This window comes from Janthinobacterium sp. SUN120, from assembly GCF_030397735.1.
GTDB classification, from domain to species: domain Bacteria; phylum Pseudomonadota; class Gammaproteobacteria; order Burkholderiales; family Burkholderiaceae_D; genus Janthinobacterium; species Janthinobacterium kumbetense.
In genome coordinates, this window is record NZ_JAPUBW010000002.1 from 475,162 (window position 1) to 490,521 (window position 15,360).

The following is a 15,360-nucleotide window of genomic DNA, read 5'->3' on the forward strand; positions in this document are numbered from 1 at the left end:
GAATTAGTGGGCGCTGGCAGCCGATGCTGCGGCAGAGGCGGCAGCGGCAGGCGCGTCAGCGGCCTTGGCCGGTACGGCAACGGCTGGTGCGCCTGGCTTGACTTTTTGCAAGCCTTCCACGATCACGCGATCGCCTGCGGCCAGGCCGGACGTCACCAGCCAGTTGGTGCCGACGGTGCCGCTGGTGGTCAGAACGCGTTGCTCGACCTTGTTTTCCTTGTTCAGGATCAAGGCGGTTGCCTGGCCCTTCTGGTTGCGCGTCACGCCCACTTGCGGCACGGTGATGGCTTTTTCATCGACGCCCGTTTCCAGCTGGGCACGTACGTACATGCCTGGCAGCAATTCGCCTTTCGGGTTCGGGAACAGCGCGCGCAAGATCACGTTGCCGGTGGTCGGATCGACCGTCACGCCAGCGAACTGCAGCTTGCCCGGTTCGCTGTACTTGCTGCCATCCGGCAAGATCAGGTCGACCTTGGCCTGACCTTCGCCCACTTTTTTCAGCGAGCCGTCGGCCATCTGGCGTTTCAGGCGCAGCAGGTCCGTGCTCGACTGGGTCACGTCGACATAGATGGGATCGAGTTGCTGCACGGTGGTCAGCGCGTCGGCCTGGCCCGCCGTGACCAGCGCGCCGGCCGTCACGCTCGAGCGGCTGGTGCGGCCGCTGATCGGCGCCGTCACGGTGCTGTATTTCAGGTTGATGTTCGCCGTTTCCAGCGCCGCGGTGGCGGACTCGACGTCTGCCTTGGCTTGCTCGAACGCAGCGACGGCATCGTCGTATTCCTGGCGGCTCACGCCTTCGATGGCGACCAGTTCCTTGTAGCGCGAGGCTTTCGGACCGGCCGTCAGCAAGTTGGCCTTGGCTTTCGACAGCGCGGCCTTGGCTGAATTATAGGCAGCCTGGTAGGTGGCGGGGTCGATCTGATACAGGGCCGTGCCCGCTTTCACATCGCTGCCTTCGACGAACAGGCGCTTCTGGATCAAGCCGCCGACTTGCGGGCGCACATCGGCGACCTGGTAGGCATTCGTACGGCCGGGCAATTCGGCGCTCATCGGCAACGCGGCCGGATTAACAGTAAACACGACCACCTGTGGCGCTTGCTGCGCGTGAGGTGCTTCCTGTTTTTTACTGCAGCCGGCCATGATTACAGTGGCGCACAGAACGGCAATAGCGCCGCTCGTACGCGGCGACGTCAAGGAAAATGTTGGTTGCATCTTGGACTTTCTGAAAAAGAAGCTGGCTAGTGTCGTTAGAAATGACTAAATTTATTAACGCAGATCAAAGAATGAACGATCATTCTAAAATCGTCAAGCATCGTTACAATTGAAACATAGTAACTTTCAAGCGAATTAAATTATCAATGAGGCAATTAAATGAAGGCAGCAACAGCGTCGGCACACCCGCCAATTCGAATGGGAAGCGGGCGGGCGGCGGCAAAACGGCAAAGCGGGAAAGTTGGATTGAATGATTACTGTAGCAGGGTAATGCGTTTTTTGCTGAGACCGTGATCGCGTACGCAACACTGCCTTGCGCGCCCCCGCCCTGCCACGATGAATATTTACCAATGGTATCGAAAAGACATGTCGCGCCGGACGCGCTAGTATAGTGATCACGGCGTGGCAAAGCGGGGGCGCAACGATGACGGCACAGGCGCGAAACACAGGGCAGCACGATGGCGCGAACGGCCCGGACGCGCCGCCACTGCTGTCGACGGGCGTCGCCGGCCTCGACGCCATACTCACCGGCGGCATGCTGGCCGAGCGCCTGTACCTGGTCGAAGGCGCCCCCGGCACGGGCAAGACCACCCTGGCGCTGCAATTTCTGGCCGAAGGCGCGCGCAGCGGCGTGCCCGTGCTGTATATCGCCCTGGCGGAATCCGCGATCGAGCTGCGCGGTGCGGCCCTGTCGCATGGCTGGGACCTGGCCGGCATCGCCATCGAAGAAGTGGCGCCCGGCGACGATATCCTCGACCCCGAGCGCCAGTACACCATCTTCCACCCGTCGGAAATCGAACTGGCCTCGACCAACCAGCGCATCCTCGCCGCCATCGAAAAGCACCGCCCTGTCCGTCTCGTGCTCGATTCGCTGTCCGAACTGCAGCTGCTGGCGGAAAATCCTCTGCGCTACCGGCGCCAGGTCGTGGCGTTGAAACAATACCTGGCCAGCCGGCACTGCACCACCCTGCTGATCGATGACCGTTCCGCGCTGGACGACGGCTTGCAAGTGCGTAGCGTGGCGCACTGCGTGATTTCGCTGGAGCTGCAAAACCAGGCCTACGGCAATGACCGGCGCCGCGTGCGGGTGGTGAAATACCGGGGCGTGCCGTTTCGCAGCGGCACACACGACTACAAGATCGCCCATGACGGCCTGGTCGTCTTTCCCCGCCTGGTGGCGGCCGACACGCGCCGCGATGGCGACCATCGGCGCCTGTCGAGCGGCGTGCCCGAACTCGACACCATGACAGGGGGCGGCCTGGAAGAAGGCATGAGCACGCTCATTTCCGGCCCGGCCGGCAGCGGCAAGTCCACCCTGGCGGCGCAATTCGTGCACGCGGCCATAACGCGCGGCGAACCGTGCGCCATGTTCCTGTTCGAGGAAGCGCGCAGCAAGCTGCTGAACCGGGCCGACAACGTGGGCATGCGCCTGCAGCCGGCACTCGATTCCGGCCTGTTGAGTGTGCAGCAAGTCGATCCGGCCGAGCTGACACCGGGAGAATTCGCCCAGGCCGTGGTCGACGCGGCAGAACGGGGCGCCCAGGTCATCGTCATCGATAGCCTGAACGGCTACATGCATGCCGTGCCCGACGAGCGCTTCCAGAGCACCTACCTGCACGAACTGCTCAATTACCTGGGCCAGCGCGGCGTGGCCACCCTGCTCGTCGGCGTGCAGCAGAACATGCTGGGCACAGCGATGACCACCTCGGCCGACGCCAGCTACCTGGCCGACGGCGTCATCATGCTGCGCTATTACGAAACGGAGGGCGAGGTGCGGCAAGCCATTTCCGTCTTCAAGAAGCGCGGCAGCGCGCACGAGCGCAGCATCCGCCGCTTCGAGATCAGCCCGCAGGGCATCCGCATCGGCCCGGCCCTGGCCGGCTTTCACGGCATCCTGTCGGGCTTGCCCACCATCGGCGGCACGCCCTTCCCCTAGGAGTTGCCATGGAGCAGCGTATCCTGATCTACGCGCCTGGCGGCCAGGACGCCGCCCTGGCCGCCAGGGTGCTCGCCGGCGAGGCCATCGCCAGCCACGCCTGCCGCTCCGCCGGCGAACTGGCCGAACAGCTGGCGCTGGGCGCCGGCGGCGTGCTGACGGTGGACGAATCCTTGCCTGCAGGCGTGTACGCCGTGCTTGACGCCTACGCCCGCCAGCAACCGGACTGGTCCGATTTGCCCATCATCCTGCTGACGCACGCGGGCCTCGATTCCCTGCCTTTGCGGCAAGCCGTCGCCACCCTGGGCAACCTGACCCTGCTGGAGCGCCCCGTACACATATTGACCCTGATCACCTCGGCCCACGCCATGCTGCGCGCACGCCAGCGCCAGTACCAGGTGCGCGAGACGCAGCGGCGCAAGGATGAATTCCTCGCCAGCCTCGGGCATGAACTGCGCAATCCGCTGGCGCCCATCAAGACCTCGGTGGCCCTGCTCAAGCACCTGTATCCCGCATCGGAGCAGGTCTGCAAGGTCAGCGGCGTAATCGAGCGCCAGGTAACGCACCTGACGCGGCTGGTGGATGACTTGCTCAACGTGGCGCGCATCACCAGCGGCAAGGTACTGCTGCAGCGAGAAAATATTGAATTACAGCAAGTACTCGACCATGTGATCGAACTGTGCCAGCCCGCGGCCGACAGCCGGCACATCAGCATCACGCAGGTGCTGCCGCCGCATGCCGTGACCTTGCACGCCGACTATGCCAGGGTGGTGCAGATCTTTGCCAATATCGTGTCGAATGCCGTGAAGTTCACGCCGGAAGGCGGCCACATCCACATGACGGCGCGCCTGACGCAAGGCTTGCTGCAGGTGACGGTCGAAGACAATGGCATCGGCATCGAGCCGGATGCCATCCCGCGCATCTTTTCCATGTTTGAACAGGGGCGCACGGTAGAAGGCCAGATGGCCAGCGGCCTGGGCATTGGCCTGAGCCTGGCGCGCCAATTTACCGAGATGCATGGCGGCAACATCGAAGCGTACAGCGACGGCCCCGGCCGCGGCAGCCGCTTCATCGTCACCTTGCCCGCCAGCGCCGGCGACGCCCAGGCAGCCGCCCCGGCCATGCCGGCGGCCGCCCGCAGCGAGACGCCCGCCGGCGCTGGCCAACCCGTGCAAGTGCTGGTGGTGGACGACAACCTCGATGCGGCCGATGCCTTGCAAAGCCTGTTCCAGCTCGAGGGCTATGCCGCCAGTGTCGCGTATGGCGGCGCGCAAGCCCTGGCGGCCGTCGACAGGTCGTGGCCGCAACTGGTCGTGATGGACCTGGGCATGCCGGACATGGATGGTTATGAGGCGGCGCGCCAGATGCGCCAGCGTGCGCAGGGGCGCGAGGTGCTGCTGATCGCCCTGACGGGTTGGGGAGAGGCGCGCTCACGCACGGAACAAGCCGGTTTCGACCATCACCTGACGAAACCGGTGGACTTCGCCGCCATTGCCGCCCTGCTGGAACAGCGCCTGGCGCGGCGAACGGGGACCGCTACGCGGACAAAATAGCGTTTATTTCCACTTGCCGCGCAATTCCTGCACCTTTTGCTGCAGCAATTCCGGCGTGGCGGCCTCGGGCGCCACGGGCATGCCCACGGCCAGCGACAGGCGCGAGCGCAAGCCTGCCTTGAAGGCGCGCTCGAACAAATGGCCATTGCGATGGCTCAACAGATGTCCCCACAAGCCGCGCAGCGCCAGTGGAATCACGGGCACCTTGCTGCGCTCAACGATCTTCGCGATGCCGCCCTTGAATTCGCTGATCTGGCCCGTGCGCGTCAGCTTGCCTTCGGGGAAGATGCACACCAGCTCGCCCTCGTGCAGCGCTTGCGCGATATCAATGAAGGCCTTTTCCATGAGGAAAGGATCTTCCTTGGCCGGCGCGATGGGAATCGCCTTGGCCGTGCGGAAAATCCAGCCCATCAGCGGCATCTTGAAGATGCGGTGGTCCATGACGAAACGGATGGGCCGAGGGCTGGCCGCCATGATGACGATGGCGTCCACATAGCTGACGTGGTTACACACCAGCACGGCCGCCCCTTCCGTCGGGATGCGCTCGCCATCGACGACTTTCACGCGGTGCACGGTCTGTATCAGTATCCACGCGAGGAAGCGCATGAGGAATTCCGGCACCAGCGAGAAGATGTAGGCCGCCACCAGCGCGTTCAGGATGGCCGTGACGAGGAACAACTGCGGAATCGTAAACCCCTGGCCCAGCAGCACGATGGCCACGCCGGCGGCCGCCACCATGAACAGGGCGTTCAGGATATTCATGCCGGCGATCGTGCGCGAAATGTGTTTCGGGTCGCAGCGCGTCTGGATCAGGGCGAACAGGGGCACGATGAAAAAGCCGCCGAAGACGCCGATCATGACGATGTCGAGCAAGATGCGCGGCACGCCGGCCTGGCTGACAAAGGCCAGCGCATCGACCACTTGCGTATTCGCATACGCATTGCTGGCGAAATACAGGTCGATGCCGAACAGCGACAGGCCGATGGAACCGAACGGCACCAGGCCAATTTCGATCTTGTGGCCGGACAAACGCTCGCACAGCAGGGAACCCGTGCCGATGCCGACGGAAAACACGGTCAGCAACAGCACGAACACGCTGTGGTCGCCATGCAGGAAATCCTTCGAATACACGGGGAACTGCGCCAGGATCAGCGCGCCATAGAACCAGAACCAGGAGTTGCCCAGCATGGCCAGGAAGACGGGACGGTTCTTGCGCGAAAAATTCAGGTTGCGGAACGATTCGGCGACGAAATTCAGGCTCACCTTCAAGTCCGGCTCGGGTGCCGGCGTGCGCGGCACGCGGTAGCTGGCGATGAGGCCGAAGACGGCCACGGCAATCGTCGCGCCCGCCACCAGTTCCACGCCCAGCGGCTTGTGCACGATCAACACGGCGCCGAGGATTTCGCCCAATAAAATGCCGACAAAGGTACCCATCTCGATCAGGCCATTGCCGCCGACCAGTTCCTCGGGTTTGAGCTGCTGCGGCAGGTAGGCATACTTGACGGGGCCGAACAGGGTCGAATGCACGCCCATGCCCACGACGGCGGCCACCAGCAGCCACAGGGTATGCGTCATCCAGCCCGCGGCGGCCACGGCCATGATGGCCAGTTCCATCCATTTCACGAAACGGGCCAGGCCCGCCTTTTCGAACTTGTCGGCCAGCTGGCCCGCCGTGGCTGAAAACACGACATAGGGCAGGATGAACAGGCCGGGAATCAGGTTGGTGATGGTGGACGGGTCGAGCGTGGTCCAGCTCAGCGCATCGTAGGCGAGGATCACCATCAAGGCCGTCTTGAACAGATTGTCGTTGAAGGCGCCAAAGAACTGGGTCCAGAAGAAGGGCCCGAAACGGCGCTGCGACAATAAGGAAAACTGGCTGCTTTGACTCATGGCATGGGGAACTGGCAATTAAGGAATTGCTAAAATACAGCACTATCTTGCGCACGACAATCTGAATGTCGACATCTTGCTTGACATCAATATGAAAAGCCCGCTCCGGCCCCATGCTTGCCTTGCCGCCGCACGCACTTCCTGGCACTTGCCCTGACACAACAGAAATCGCTTGTTTCTTGATAATAAGGTAATGTGCGCATACATCGGGCGCCTTCGCCCTGCCCTTTCAGGAAAGCTGCCCCATGTTTGGATTGATCACGCTGTTCATCCTTGGCTTGCTGATTACCGCCTTCGTGCTGGTGCTGCAGTACCGCCGCAGAGTGGCGGATCTGGAATTGCTGACGGCGCGCCTGCGCAAGGAAGTCGACGGCATCCAGCAGCGCCTGCGGACGCTGGAAGGCCAGGGCGAAGCGCCTGCTGCCGTTCCCGTCGTAGAGAGCGCTGCGCCGCTGCCGGTACCAGTACCGGCGCCTGTTGCGGTTGCCCCGCCAGTGCCTGCGCCGCCTGCCGCCCCCGTGCCGCAAGCGGCCGCGAGCGAGCCCGTCGCACTGGCAAAGGCTGCGCCAGCCGCCCCATCCGCACCAGCACCATCGGCTCCGCCGCCCCCCGCCAAGCTCTCCCCTGCCGTCCCGAATACCCCGTCCTGGATCGCGCACCCGGACGGCCTCGTTGCCAAGGCGAAAAACTGGCTATTCACGGGCAACCTGGTGGCCAAGCTGGGCTTGCTGATCCTCTTCCTCGGCGTCAGCTTCCTGCTCAAGTACGTGTCGGCCCAGGTCACGCTGCCCATCGAGCTGCGCCTGGCCGGCATCGCGCTGGCCGATATTGCCCTGCTGGCCTGGGCCTGGCGCATCCGCCTCAGCCGTCCAGGCATCAGCCTGCCGCTGCAGGGCACGGCGCTGGCGATATTGATGCTGGTCACGTTTGGCGCCTTCCGTCTGTATGAACTGATCCCGGCCGGCCTGGCGTTTGCCGTGCTGTTCGTGCTGACGGCGTTCACGTGCCTGCTGGCCGTGCTGCAAAACGCCGTCTGGCTGGCCGTGTTCGGCATCGTCGGCGGCTTTGCCGTGCCCCTGCTGGTATCTACTGGCAGCGGCAACCATATCGGCCTGTTCAGTTATTACGCGCTGCTCAATGCGGGCGTCTTCGCCATCGCCCTGAAACGCGCCTGGCGCGTGCTGAATGTCCTGAGCTTTGGCTTTACCTTTGTCGTTGCCACCACCTGGGGCCTGCTGCGCTACTCGCCCGAGCACTACCTGTCGACGCAGCTGTTCCTGATCCTGTTCGTGCTGTTCTATATCGGCATCGCGATCGCCTACTGCGCGCGCCAGGCGCCGCGCCTCAAGCATTACGTGGATGGCACCCTCGTCTTCGGCACGCCGCTGGCGGCGATGGGCCTGCAATACGGCCTCGTCCGGCACTTTGACTTTGGCCTGGCGTTTTCCGCGCTGCTTGCCGGCCTGTGCTACACGGGACTGGCCGTGGCGCTGTGGCGCCGCGCAGGTTTCAAACTGCTGGCCGAAGCCTTCCTCGCGCTGGGCATCGTCTTCGGCACCCTGGCCATCCCGTTCGCCCTCGACGGCCGCTGGACGTCCGCCGCCTGGGCGCTGGAAGGCGCGGGCATCGTCTGGGTCGGCTTGCGCCAGCGCCAGACGCTGGCCTGGGCCTTTGGCTTGCTGGTGCAGGGGGCCGCCTGGCTTGCCTTCCTCGGCGCCATGCAGGGACTCGATACGGCGGCGGCCTTGCAGGCCAACATCTGGCTCGGCTGCGCGCTGCTGGCCGCCGCCGCGCTGGTGATGGCCTTCAACTTCCGCCACCACGGCAGCCACTTGCATCCGGAGTTCATGAGCAGCCTGTCCGTGCTGTTCCTGACGGCCGCCACGGTCTGGCTGCTGGGCGGCATCTGGAGCGAAATCCTGCTGCGCACGGATGCCGCCACGCAACTGAACCTGCTGACCGTCAGCGCGCTGGCTGTGGCAGCCCTGCTGGTGGCGCTGGCGCGGCGCGAACAATGGCATGCGCCGCGCGCGCTGCTGCTGGCCGTGCAGGTCCTGGCCGGCATGGTCATGCTCAGCCGCGCCAGCTGGGCCTGGGACCAGCATCCGGCCAGCCTGTTCGGCGGCTCCTTCCTCAGCGCCCTGCTGCTGGGCGCCGCCGCCTTTGCCAGCGCCCGTTTCCTTGCGCTGCGCGCGCGCGGCGGCGACGAGCTGCTGGCCCTGGTGGCGCGCCCCCTGCTGGCCTGGAGCGGCTTGCTGTGGTTTGCCGCCATCCTCGTGCCCTTCACCAGCTGGCTGCTGCGCCTGATCGACGGCAACCTGGAGCTGCAAGCGCACGCGGGCGAACACTGGCTGGCGCTGTACCTGATCGCCGTCTGCGTCACGACGCCCGCGTTCGCCCTCCTGGCGCGGCGCCTCGATTGGCCGCAGCTGCGCTGGATCAGCGCGGCCGCCTGGATTGGCCTGGGCTTGTGGAGCGCCAACCTGCTGCTGGCGCTGTACCTGCGCGACTACCTGCCGACCGGCTTGAGCTGGCTGGCCCTGGCCAGCGCCCTGGCGGCAGGAGAATACCTGCTGCTGGCCTGGCCGCAAGCGGGCCGGCAATTCGACGCGCGCGCGCTGCGTTTCCTGCATACGCTGCGCACGGCCGCGCCATGGTTGATGCTGTGGCCGCTTGGCGCCATCCAGGTCAGCGCCTGGCTGGCGCAGCATGAAGGCAGCGTCAGCCCTGCCTGGTCCCGCTACTTGCCGGCCTGGGCCATGATGCTGGTGCTGGCCGGGCTGATCCGCCGCTGCCGCGCTGGCGCCTGGCCGGTGGCGCCGATTGCGGCGTGGTACCAGCGTTATCTGATACCGCTGGCGGCGGCATGGTCGCTGCTGTTGATCGCCGCGTGGAACGTCTTCGACGACGGCGCCATGGCACCGCTGCCGTACTTGCCATTGCTCAATCCGCTGGACCTGAGCACGGGTTTTGCCGTCCTGCTGGCCGTTGCCAGCTACCGCTTGTTGCCGGCGGGCCAGATGCCGCTGCCCGCCGTATGGCAGGCGCGCTTGCCCGTCCTGGCCGCGTGCCTGCTGTATGGCTGGTTCAACCTGATGCTGCTGCGCACGGTGTCGCAGTACCTGGGCGTGCCCTACACATTTGACGCCATGCTGGCCTCGCAGTTCGTGCAAGCGATGCTGTCGCTGGTGTGGAGCGTGACGGCCCTGCTGCTGATGCGCCACGCGGCGCGCCAGCAGCGGCGCCAGCAATGGAGCCTGGGCGCCGTGCTGCTGGGCCTGGTCGTCCTGAAACTGTTCCTGATCGACCTGTCCAACGTGGGCGGCATCGAGCGCATCGTCTCCTTCGTGGGCGTCGGCTTGCTGATGGTCTTGATCGGCTACCTGGCGCCCTTCCCCAAGGCTGCCGCGCCCGCTTCAGCCGAACCGCAACAAGGAGCCGCATGAAGCCCTCATTGATCTGCTGCAGCCTGCTGGTGGCAGGCGCCGCGCTGGCCGCGCCCGGCCAGGACCGGCCACAGGACTATGCCTGGAGCATGCCCGTGCAGGTGCCGGCCGGCGCCGGCATCGTCCAGCTGATATTGCCCAGGGACGTCTACCTGCACGCCAGCTCGGCCAGCCTGGCCGACCTGCGCCTGTTCGACGCGGACGGCAAGCGCCTGGCCTACGCCATCGGCGCGCCGCCCGCGCAATCGGCCACGCAACGGACTGCCATTCCCGCCCGCATTTTCCCCGTGACGGGCGCGCCGGCAACTGGCGATGGCTTGCAAGGCATCGATATCCGCACGGCGGACGATGGCCGTTTGCTGTCGGTCAGCACGCGCGCCGGCACGGCAGCGACCACGGCGGCGCTGCAGGCGCTGATCCTCGACCTGGGCAAGCAAACGCAAGACAAGCGCATCGCCGCCTTGCGCTTCACGCCGCCGGCCCGCACGGACAATTACAGTGCGCAAGTGCTGCTGGAAGTGAGCGATGACCTGAAGCAATGGGACGCCATCGGCACCACCACCCTGAATTGGCTCAGCAACAGCGACACGCAGACCCTGGCCAACGACAACATCGCCTTTGCGCCGCGCGCCTTCCGCTATGCGCGCCTGAGCTGGCAAGCGGGCGAACCGCTGGCCTTTGCGGCGATCACGGCGCAAGCCGTCAGCGAAACGGAGATCGCTCCAGCGCGCGCCTCCATCGTGCTGCAAGGCTTGCCCGGCAAGCAGGCAAATGAATGGCGCTACGCCACGCCCCTCGCCATTCCCGCCGACAGCATCGCCCTGCAATTGACGCGCAACAATGTGGTGCTGCCCGTGACCCTGGGCGTGTATCGCCAGAACAGCTATATTCCCCGGCACCGGCTGCACCTGCGCCACCAGGCGCGTCCCGCGCAAGGTGCGTATTTCGATCCCCTGCTGAGCACGACGTTTTACCGCATCGGCCTCGATGGCAAGGAGCGGATCTCGGGCGACCTGGCCATGCCCGTGACGCAAACGGGTGAATGGGTGCTGCAGACGGCCACGGAACTCCAGCTCGACGCCAGCGATGCGCCCGCCCTGCGCCTGGGCTGGGCACCGGCCACCGTCGTTTTCCTGGCCAGCGGCAAGCCGCCTTATCAACTGGCATTCGGCAACAGCAACGCCGCCGCCGTGGCGCAACCGCTGTCGCAGGTGGCGCCCGGCTTCAAGACGGACGAATTGCTGGCACTCAAGACGGCCAGCGCCGGCCCGCTCCACCCCAACGGGGGCGCGGCGGCACCCGCACGCGCCACAAAAGACGGGGCACCGTGGCGCCTGGCCGCATTGTGGGGCGCACTGCTGCTGGGCGTGGGCGTGCTGGGCTTCTTTGCCTGGCGCTTGCTGACGCAAATGAAACAGGAACAACAGGAACAAACGGAGCTGCAGAAATCAGGCCAACAGCAAACGGGCCAGCAATAAATGAGCCCGCAAGCAGTGGGCCGGCAAGCAATGGAGGATGGCGCAAACAAGCGCGGCCAACGGCCAGACTAGCGGCCAGAAAAACCAGGCGCCACGAATGGCTTTATTGTGGCGTACTGACTTATTGACCTGCTGGCTTCACTGCTTGCTGGCTGGCTTACAGGCTTGCTTGCTTGCTGGCTGGCGGTTGGCTGGCTGGCTGGCTTACAGGCTAGCAGGCTTGCTTATCGACCGGCTTGTACGCTTACTGCCGCAGCAACGCCTTGAACGTCTGCGGCATCCAGGGACGCGCCGCCAGCATGAAGCTGATGGCCAGACGCTCATCGCCGGGCAGGCGCGCGTCTTCCTGGTGTTGCTGCGAAAATTCCACCGCCACTTGCTTCAGGCGTTCCAGCAAGGCCGCCGTGGATTTTTTCGACAGCATCACGTTCACCAGGCGCAACAATTCCGTTTCGCCATCGAATTGGGAATTCAAATAGTCACCATAGGCTTCCTTTTTGAAATACGTATGGATGGGACCGTTCGGTATCCACGCAAACGTACGCGCGACCAGCAGTTTGACCCGGTTATTCGGCAGCAGTTCCAGAAAACCGATCTTGTCGAGGCGCAGCAGGTATTTCACGGCTTGCGCCTCGCTGATGTCGTAGATGGCGACGATCTGTTCCAGCGGCAGCAGGTTCAGGGCAGAGACAGCCACCACGAACAGCCGGGTGTCCTCGATGATTTCCTTTTCCTGCGCATATGTCAGTCCCGTGATCAGGGTGGGCGCGGCCTGGGCAGACTGCACGGCCAGCGCCAGCTGCTGGAAATCGCTGCCGATGGCCACCAGGATCTGGTCCAGACGCTGCAAGGTAAATTGCTTCTGCGAAAACATCCGCTTGACGCTGGCTTCGGATACGCCGATGCGCTGGGCCAGCTCGGCATACGTGACGGCGCGCGCTTTCAACAGACGTTTCAAGGCTTCGATCAAGGCGTGGGTTTGCGGCATGCATTTCCTTTATAAAAATGGCATCGGTTCTGGCGGCAAAAAAGTAGCGCAATACGCTACCTGCGGTATGCCTGCCCGCTACGAGTAGCGTTTTCATTGACCAATTGCCCACAGTCTACAATGATGGCGTTGCCACTTGGCACACTTGAAGGAGAAACACATGAAACGCCTGCTGCCCCTCTGCCTGTCCCTGTCGCTGTTGACGCTCTCCATGGCCGCTCCCGGCCTGGTTCACGCCGCCGCCTCGGAGAACCTGTCGAAAGGCTCGCAAAACCTCAGCCAGGGTTCCGCCATCGTCGTCGCCGGCTCCATGTCGATGCTGGTCGCCTCCGGCCAGGTGGTGGTCGCCAGCGTGGAAACGGTGGGCGAAGGCATCGTCATCGTGCTGAAAGGCGCGTCCGAAGCGGGCGGCGCTTCCATCCAGATGAGCACGCAAGCGGCCAAGGGCCTGTCGCTGGCGGCCGGCACCGTGGTCAACGTGGTGGCGCTGTCCACCGGCCACATGCTGGTTCTATCCGGCAAGGCCATCGCCTTTATCCCGAACGAACTGGGCAAGGCGCTGCTGCACCACTCCAAAGTGTAACCACCAATGAAGAACGGAAATCCCATGAAACATCTGCTCGCCACCGCCCTGCTGTGCGCCGCCACCATGGCGCCGCTGGCCCAGGCCGCCAATTCCGACACCACCAACGCATCCGACAACGCCAGCATGGCGTCGGCCATCGTGCTCGTCGGCTCCATGTCGGTGCTGGCCGCCGCCGGTGAAATCGTCATCGACAAGGTGGAAGACGTGGCCGACGGCAGCGTCCTCGTGCTGAAGAGTGCAGCCAGGGGCGCCTCGCAGGCGGCCACGGCCTCCGTCAAACTGAGCCAGAAAGCCGCGCAAGGTCTGTCGCTGGCGGCCGGCACGGCCATACAGGTAGTGGCCGTCTCGACGGGCCACATGCTGGTACTGTCGGGCAAGGCCATCGCCTATGTGCCGGATGCGGCCGGCAATGCCATCCTCCACCATTCGAAAGCGTGAACCCATGAAACGCCTGACTGTCATGATCATCAGTCTGGCCCTGGCCGGCGCCGCCCATGCGGGACGCTCGTGCGAGGAAAAGCCAACGGATGCGACCACCCTCGTCAAATCGATGGACCTGGCGCAAAAGACCCTGCAGGCGCTCGATGGTACGGGCGCGCAAGTGGCGCTGGTGGCACGCGCCGGGCAAGACCTGTCGAAGTACAATTTGCGCTATTCGCACATGGCGCTGGCCTGGCGCGACCACCCGAAGGGCCGCTGGCTGGTGGTGCATGAACTCAATGAATGCGGCACGGCGCAATCGTCGCTGTACAACGAAGGCTTGGGTAATTTCTTCATGGATGACGTATTCATGTATGAAAGCCTGATCCTGATTCCCGGCCAGGATACGCAGCAGCAGCTGGTGCGACTGTTGACGTCGAACACGCCCAAGCGCCTGCATGAGGCGCACTACAATATGCTGGCCTATCCGTTTTCCACCAAGTACCAGAACTCGAACCAGTGGGTGCTGGAAACCCTGGCCGCCGCCAGCAATGAGCCGGGCAAGATCGAAACGCGCGCCGAAGCGCAAGGCTGGCTGCGCAGCGCCAGCTACGCGCCGCAAACGCTCAGCATACCGGCCGCCACGCGCCTGGGCGCGCGCATGTTCCGCGCCAATATCGCCTTCGACGATCACCCGTTCGAGCGCCGCATGACGCGCCAGATCGACGTCGTCACGGTGGACTCCATCGTGCGCTTCATGCGCCAGCGCGAACCGCAGGTGCAGGAAATCGTCGTACGGGGAAATTAAGGGCGCGGCAGCAGGCGAAACAGCGGTCCGATCAGCAATACCAGCACTACCATGCGCGCCACGTGGAAAGCCGTGACGATGGGGACGCCCAGATGCAGGGCCTTGGCCGTCAGCGACATTTCCGCGATGCCGCCGGGCGAGGTGGCCAGGACGGCCGTGCCGGGATGGATGCCCAGCCAGTGCGACAGGCCCAGTCCGAAGGCGGCCGCCAGCAGCAACATCAGGACGCTGCACAGAGCCACGCCGGCCAGGTAGCGGGGAGCAGCATGCAGGAAGGCGGGAGTGAAGCGCGTGCCCAGGGCGATGCCGATGAACAGCTGGCCCGCGCGTATCATCCATTCGGGCAGGCGCGACAGATGGATGCCGCAGGCCGTCAGCAGCAGCGCGGCCAGCAGCGGGCCGATGACCCACGCGTTGGGCAGCCGGCCCCGTTTTAATGCGAGGGCCGCCAGCACCGTGATGCCGACCAGCAGCGCCAGCCCGCCATAGTCGACCAGCGCGGCGCCCGGCACGAAAGTCTCATGCCCTTCTGCCAGGCCATGGCTGCCCCAGTAGCGCACGCCGAACGGAATCGTCGCCACCACCAGCATCATGCGCAGGCTGTGCGCGGCGGCCACCTTGCCCACGTCGGCGCCATGGCGCTCGCTCTGCACCGCCATCTCGGATGCGCCACCCACGGCCATGGCAAAGAAGGCGGTGGCATGGTCGACGCCGGAGAGGCGCCGCAGCAGCATGGCGCCGGACGCGCCCAGCGCCAGCGCGAACAGCACGGCGCCGGCGATCCATGGCGTATAGACGGTGAGCACGGCCAGCACGGGCGCCGTGAAATACAGACCCAAGGCCGTGCCGATGGCCCACTGTCCCGCTTCCCGCACGCGCACGGGGCAAGCCAGTTCGCGCCCCGCCAGGCGCAGCGCGGCCGTGGCAAACAGGGGGCCGATCATCCACGGCAGCGGCGTGTGCAGCCACAGGCAGATGGCGGTGCCCAGCAAACCCGTGGCCAGCGCTGCGCCGACTGCGCGCCAGCGCGGCCACCACGGCAC

11 protein-coding genes are annotated in these 15,360 nt (G+C 64.8%); 7 read left to right on the forward strand and 4 right to left on the reverse strand.

Translation table 11 applies throughout. From position 1 onward, the window contains the following. Nucleotides 1–3 precede the first annotated feature (3 nt). On the reverse strand, nucleotides 4–1,080 hold the full coding sequence (locus tag O0879_RS11880) for an efflux RND transporter periplasmic adaptor subunit (RefSeq protein ID WP_289916607.1): 1,077 nt from the start codon (nucleotides 1,078–1,080) through the stop codon (nucleotides 4–6). Between the two features lie 556 nt (nucleotides 1,081–1,636). On the opposite strand from O0879_RS11880, the gene O0879_RS11885 reads away from it, so the two are divergent. Both O0879_RS11885 and O0879_RS11890 read left to right on the forward strand, forming a co-directional pair. Beyond that, nucleotides 1,637–3,148, forward strand: coding sequence for an ATPase domain-containing protein (locus O0879_RS11885; protein ID WP_289916609.1), 1,512 nt, complete (start codon nucleotides 1,637–1,639; stop codon nucleotides 3,146–3,148). Between the two features lie 8 nt (nucleotides 3,149–3,156). Continuing rightward, on the forward strand, nucleotides 3,157–4,701 hold the full coding sequence (locus O0879_RS11890; RefSeq protein WP_289916612.1) for an ATP-binding protein: 1,545 nt from the start codon (nucleotides 3,157–3,159) through the stop codon (nucleotides 4,699–4,701). 3 nt (nucleotides 4,702–4,704) lie between these two features. On the opposite strand, the gene O0879_RS11895 is transcribed toward O0879_RS11890, so the two are convergent. After that, nucleotides 4,705–6,591 carry an MFS transporter gene (locus O0879_RS11895; RefSeq protein WP_251350461.1) on the reverse strand — a complete coding sequence of 629 codons (1,887 nt, stop codon included), beginning with the start codon at nucleotides 6,589–6,591 and terminating at the stop codon, nucleotides 4,705–4,707. Nucleotides 6,592–6,836: 245 nt separating this feature from the next. Between O0879_RS11895 and O0879_RS11900 the strand changes: the two genes are divergently transcribed. Then, complete coding sequence (locus tag O0879_RS11900) at nucleotides 6,837–10,037, forward strand: DUF2339 domain-containing protein (protein WP_289916613.1); 3,201 nt, start codon at nucleotides 6,837–6,839, stop codon at nucleotides 10,035–10,037. Then, on the forward strand, nucleotides 10,034–11,515 hold the full coding sequence (locus O0879_RS11905) for a DUF3999 family protein (protein WP_289916614.1): 1,482 nt from the start codon (nucleotides 10,034–10,036) through the stop codon (nucleotides 11,513–11,515). Before O0879_RS11900 ends, O0879_RS11905 begins: the two co-directional genes overlap by 4 nt. Nucleotides 11,516–11,759: 244 nt before the next feature. Here the strand turns inward: O0879_RS11905 and O0879_RS11910 are convergent, their stop codons facing one another. Next, nucleotides 11,760–12,503: a helix-turn-helix domain-containing protein gene (locus O0879_RS11910; protein WP_077407465.1), complete on the reverse strand. Its 744-nt coding sequence runs from the start codon at nucleotides 12,501–12,503 to the stop codon at nucleotides 11,760–11,762. A 160-nt stretch (nucleotides 12,504–12,663) separates the two neighbouring features. Between O0879_RS11910 and O0879_RS11915 the strand changes: the two genes are divergently transcribed. The 3 genes from O0879_RS11915 to O0879_RS11925 are packed head-to-tail and all read left to right on the forward strand — an operon-like array spanning nucleotide 12,664 to nucleotide 14,317. Further along, the gene (locus tag O0879_RS11915; protein ID WP_099667029.1) at nucleotides 12,664–13,086 is read left to right on the forward strand and encodes a hypothetical protein; all 423 of its coding nucleotides are present in this window, start codon (nucleotides 12,664–12,666) and stop codon (nucleotides 13,084–13,086) included. 24 nt (nucleotides 13,087–13,110) lie between these two features. After that, complete coding sequence (locus O0879_RS11920; RefSeq protein WP_251350457.1) at nucleotides 13,111–13,527, forward strand: hypothetical protein; 417 nt, start codon at nucleotides 13,111–13,113, stop codon at nucleotides 13,525–13,527. Between the two features lie 4 nt (nucleotides 13,528–13,531). Further along, nucleotides 13,532–14,317, forward strand: coding sequence for a DUF2145 domain-containing protein (locus O0879_RS11925; protein ID WP_289916617.1), 786 nt, complete (start codon nucleotides 13,532–13,534; stop codon nucleotides 14,315–14,317). Here the strand turns inward: O0879_RS11925 and O0879_RS11930 are convergent. Beyond that, complete coding sequence (locus O0879_RS11930; protein WP_289916620.1) at nucleotides 14,314–15,360, reverse strand: AbrB family transcriptional regulator; 1,047 nt, start codon at nucleotides 15,358–15,360, stop codon at nucleotides 14,314–14,316. The two genes, O0879_RS11925 and O0879_RS11930, sit on opposite strands and share 4 nt — an antisense overlap.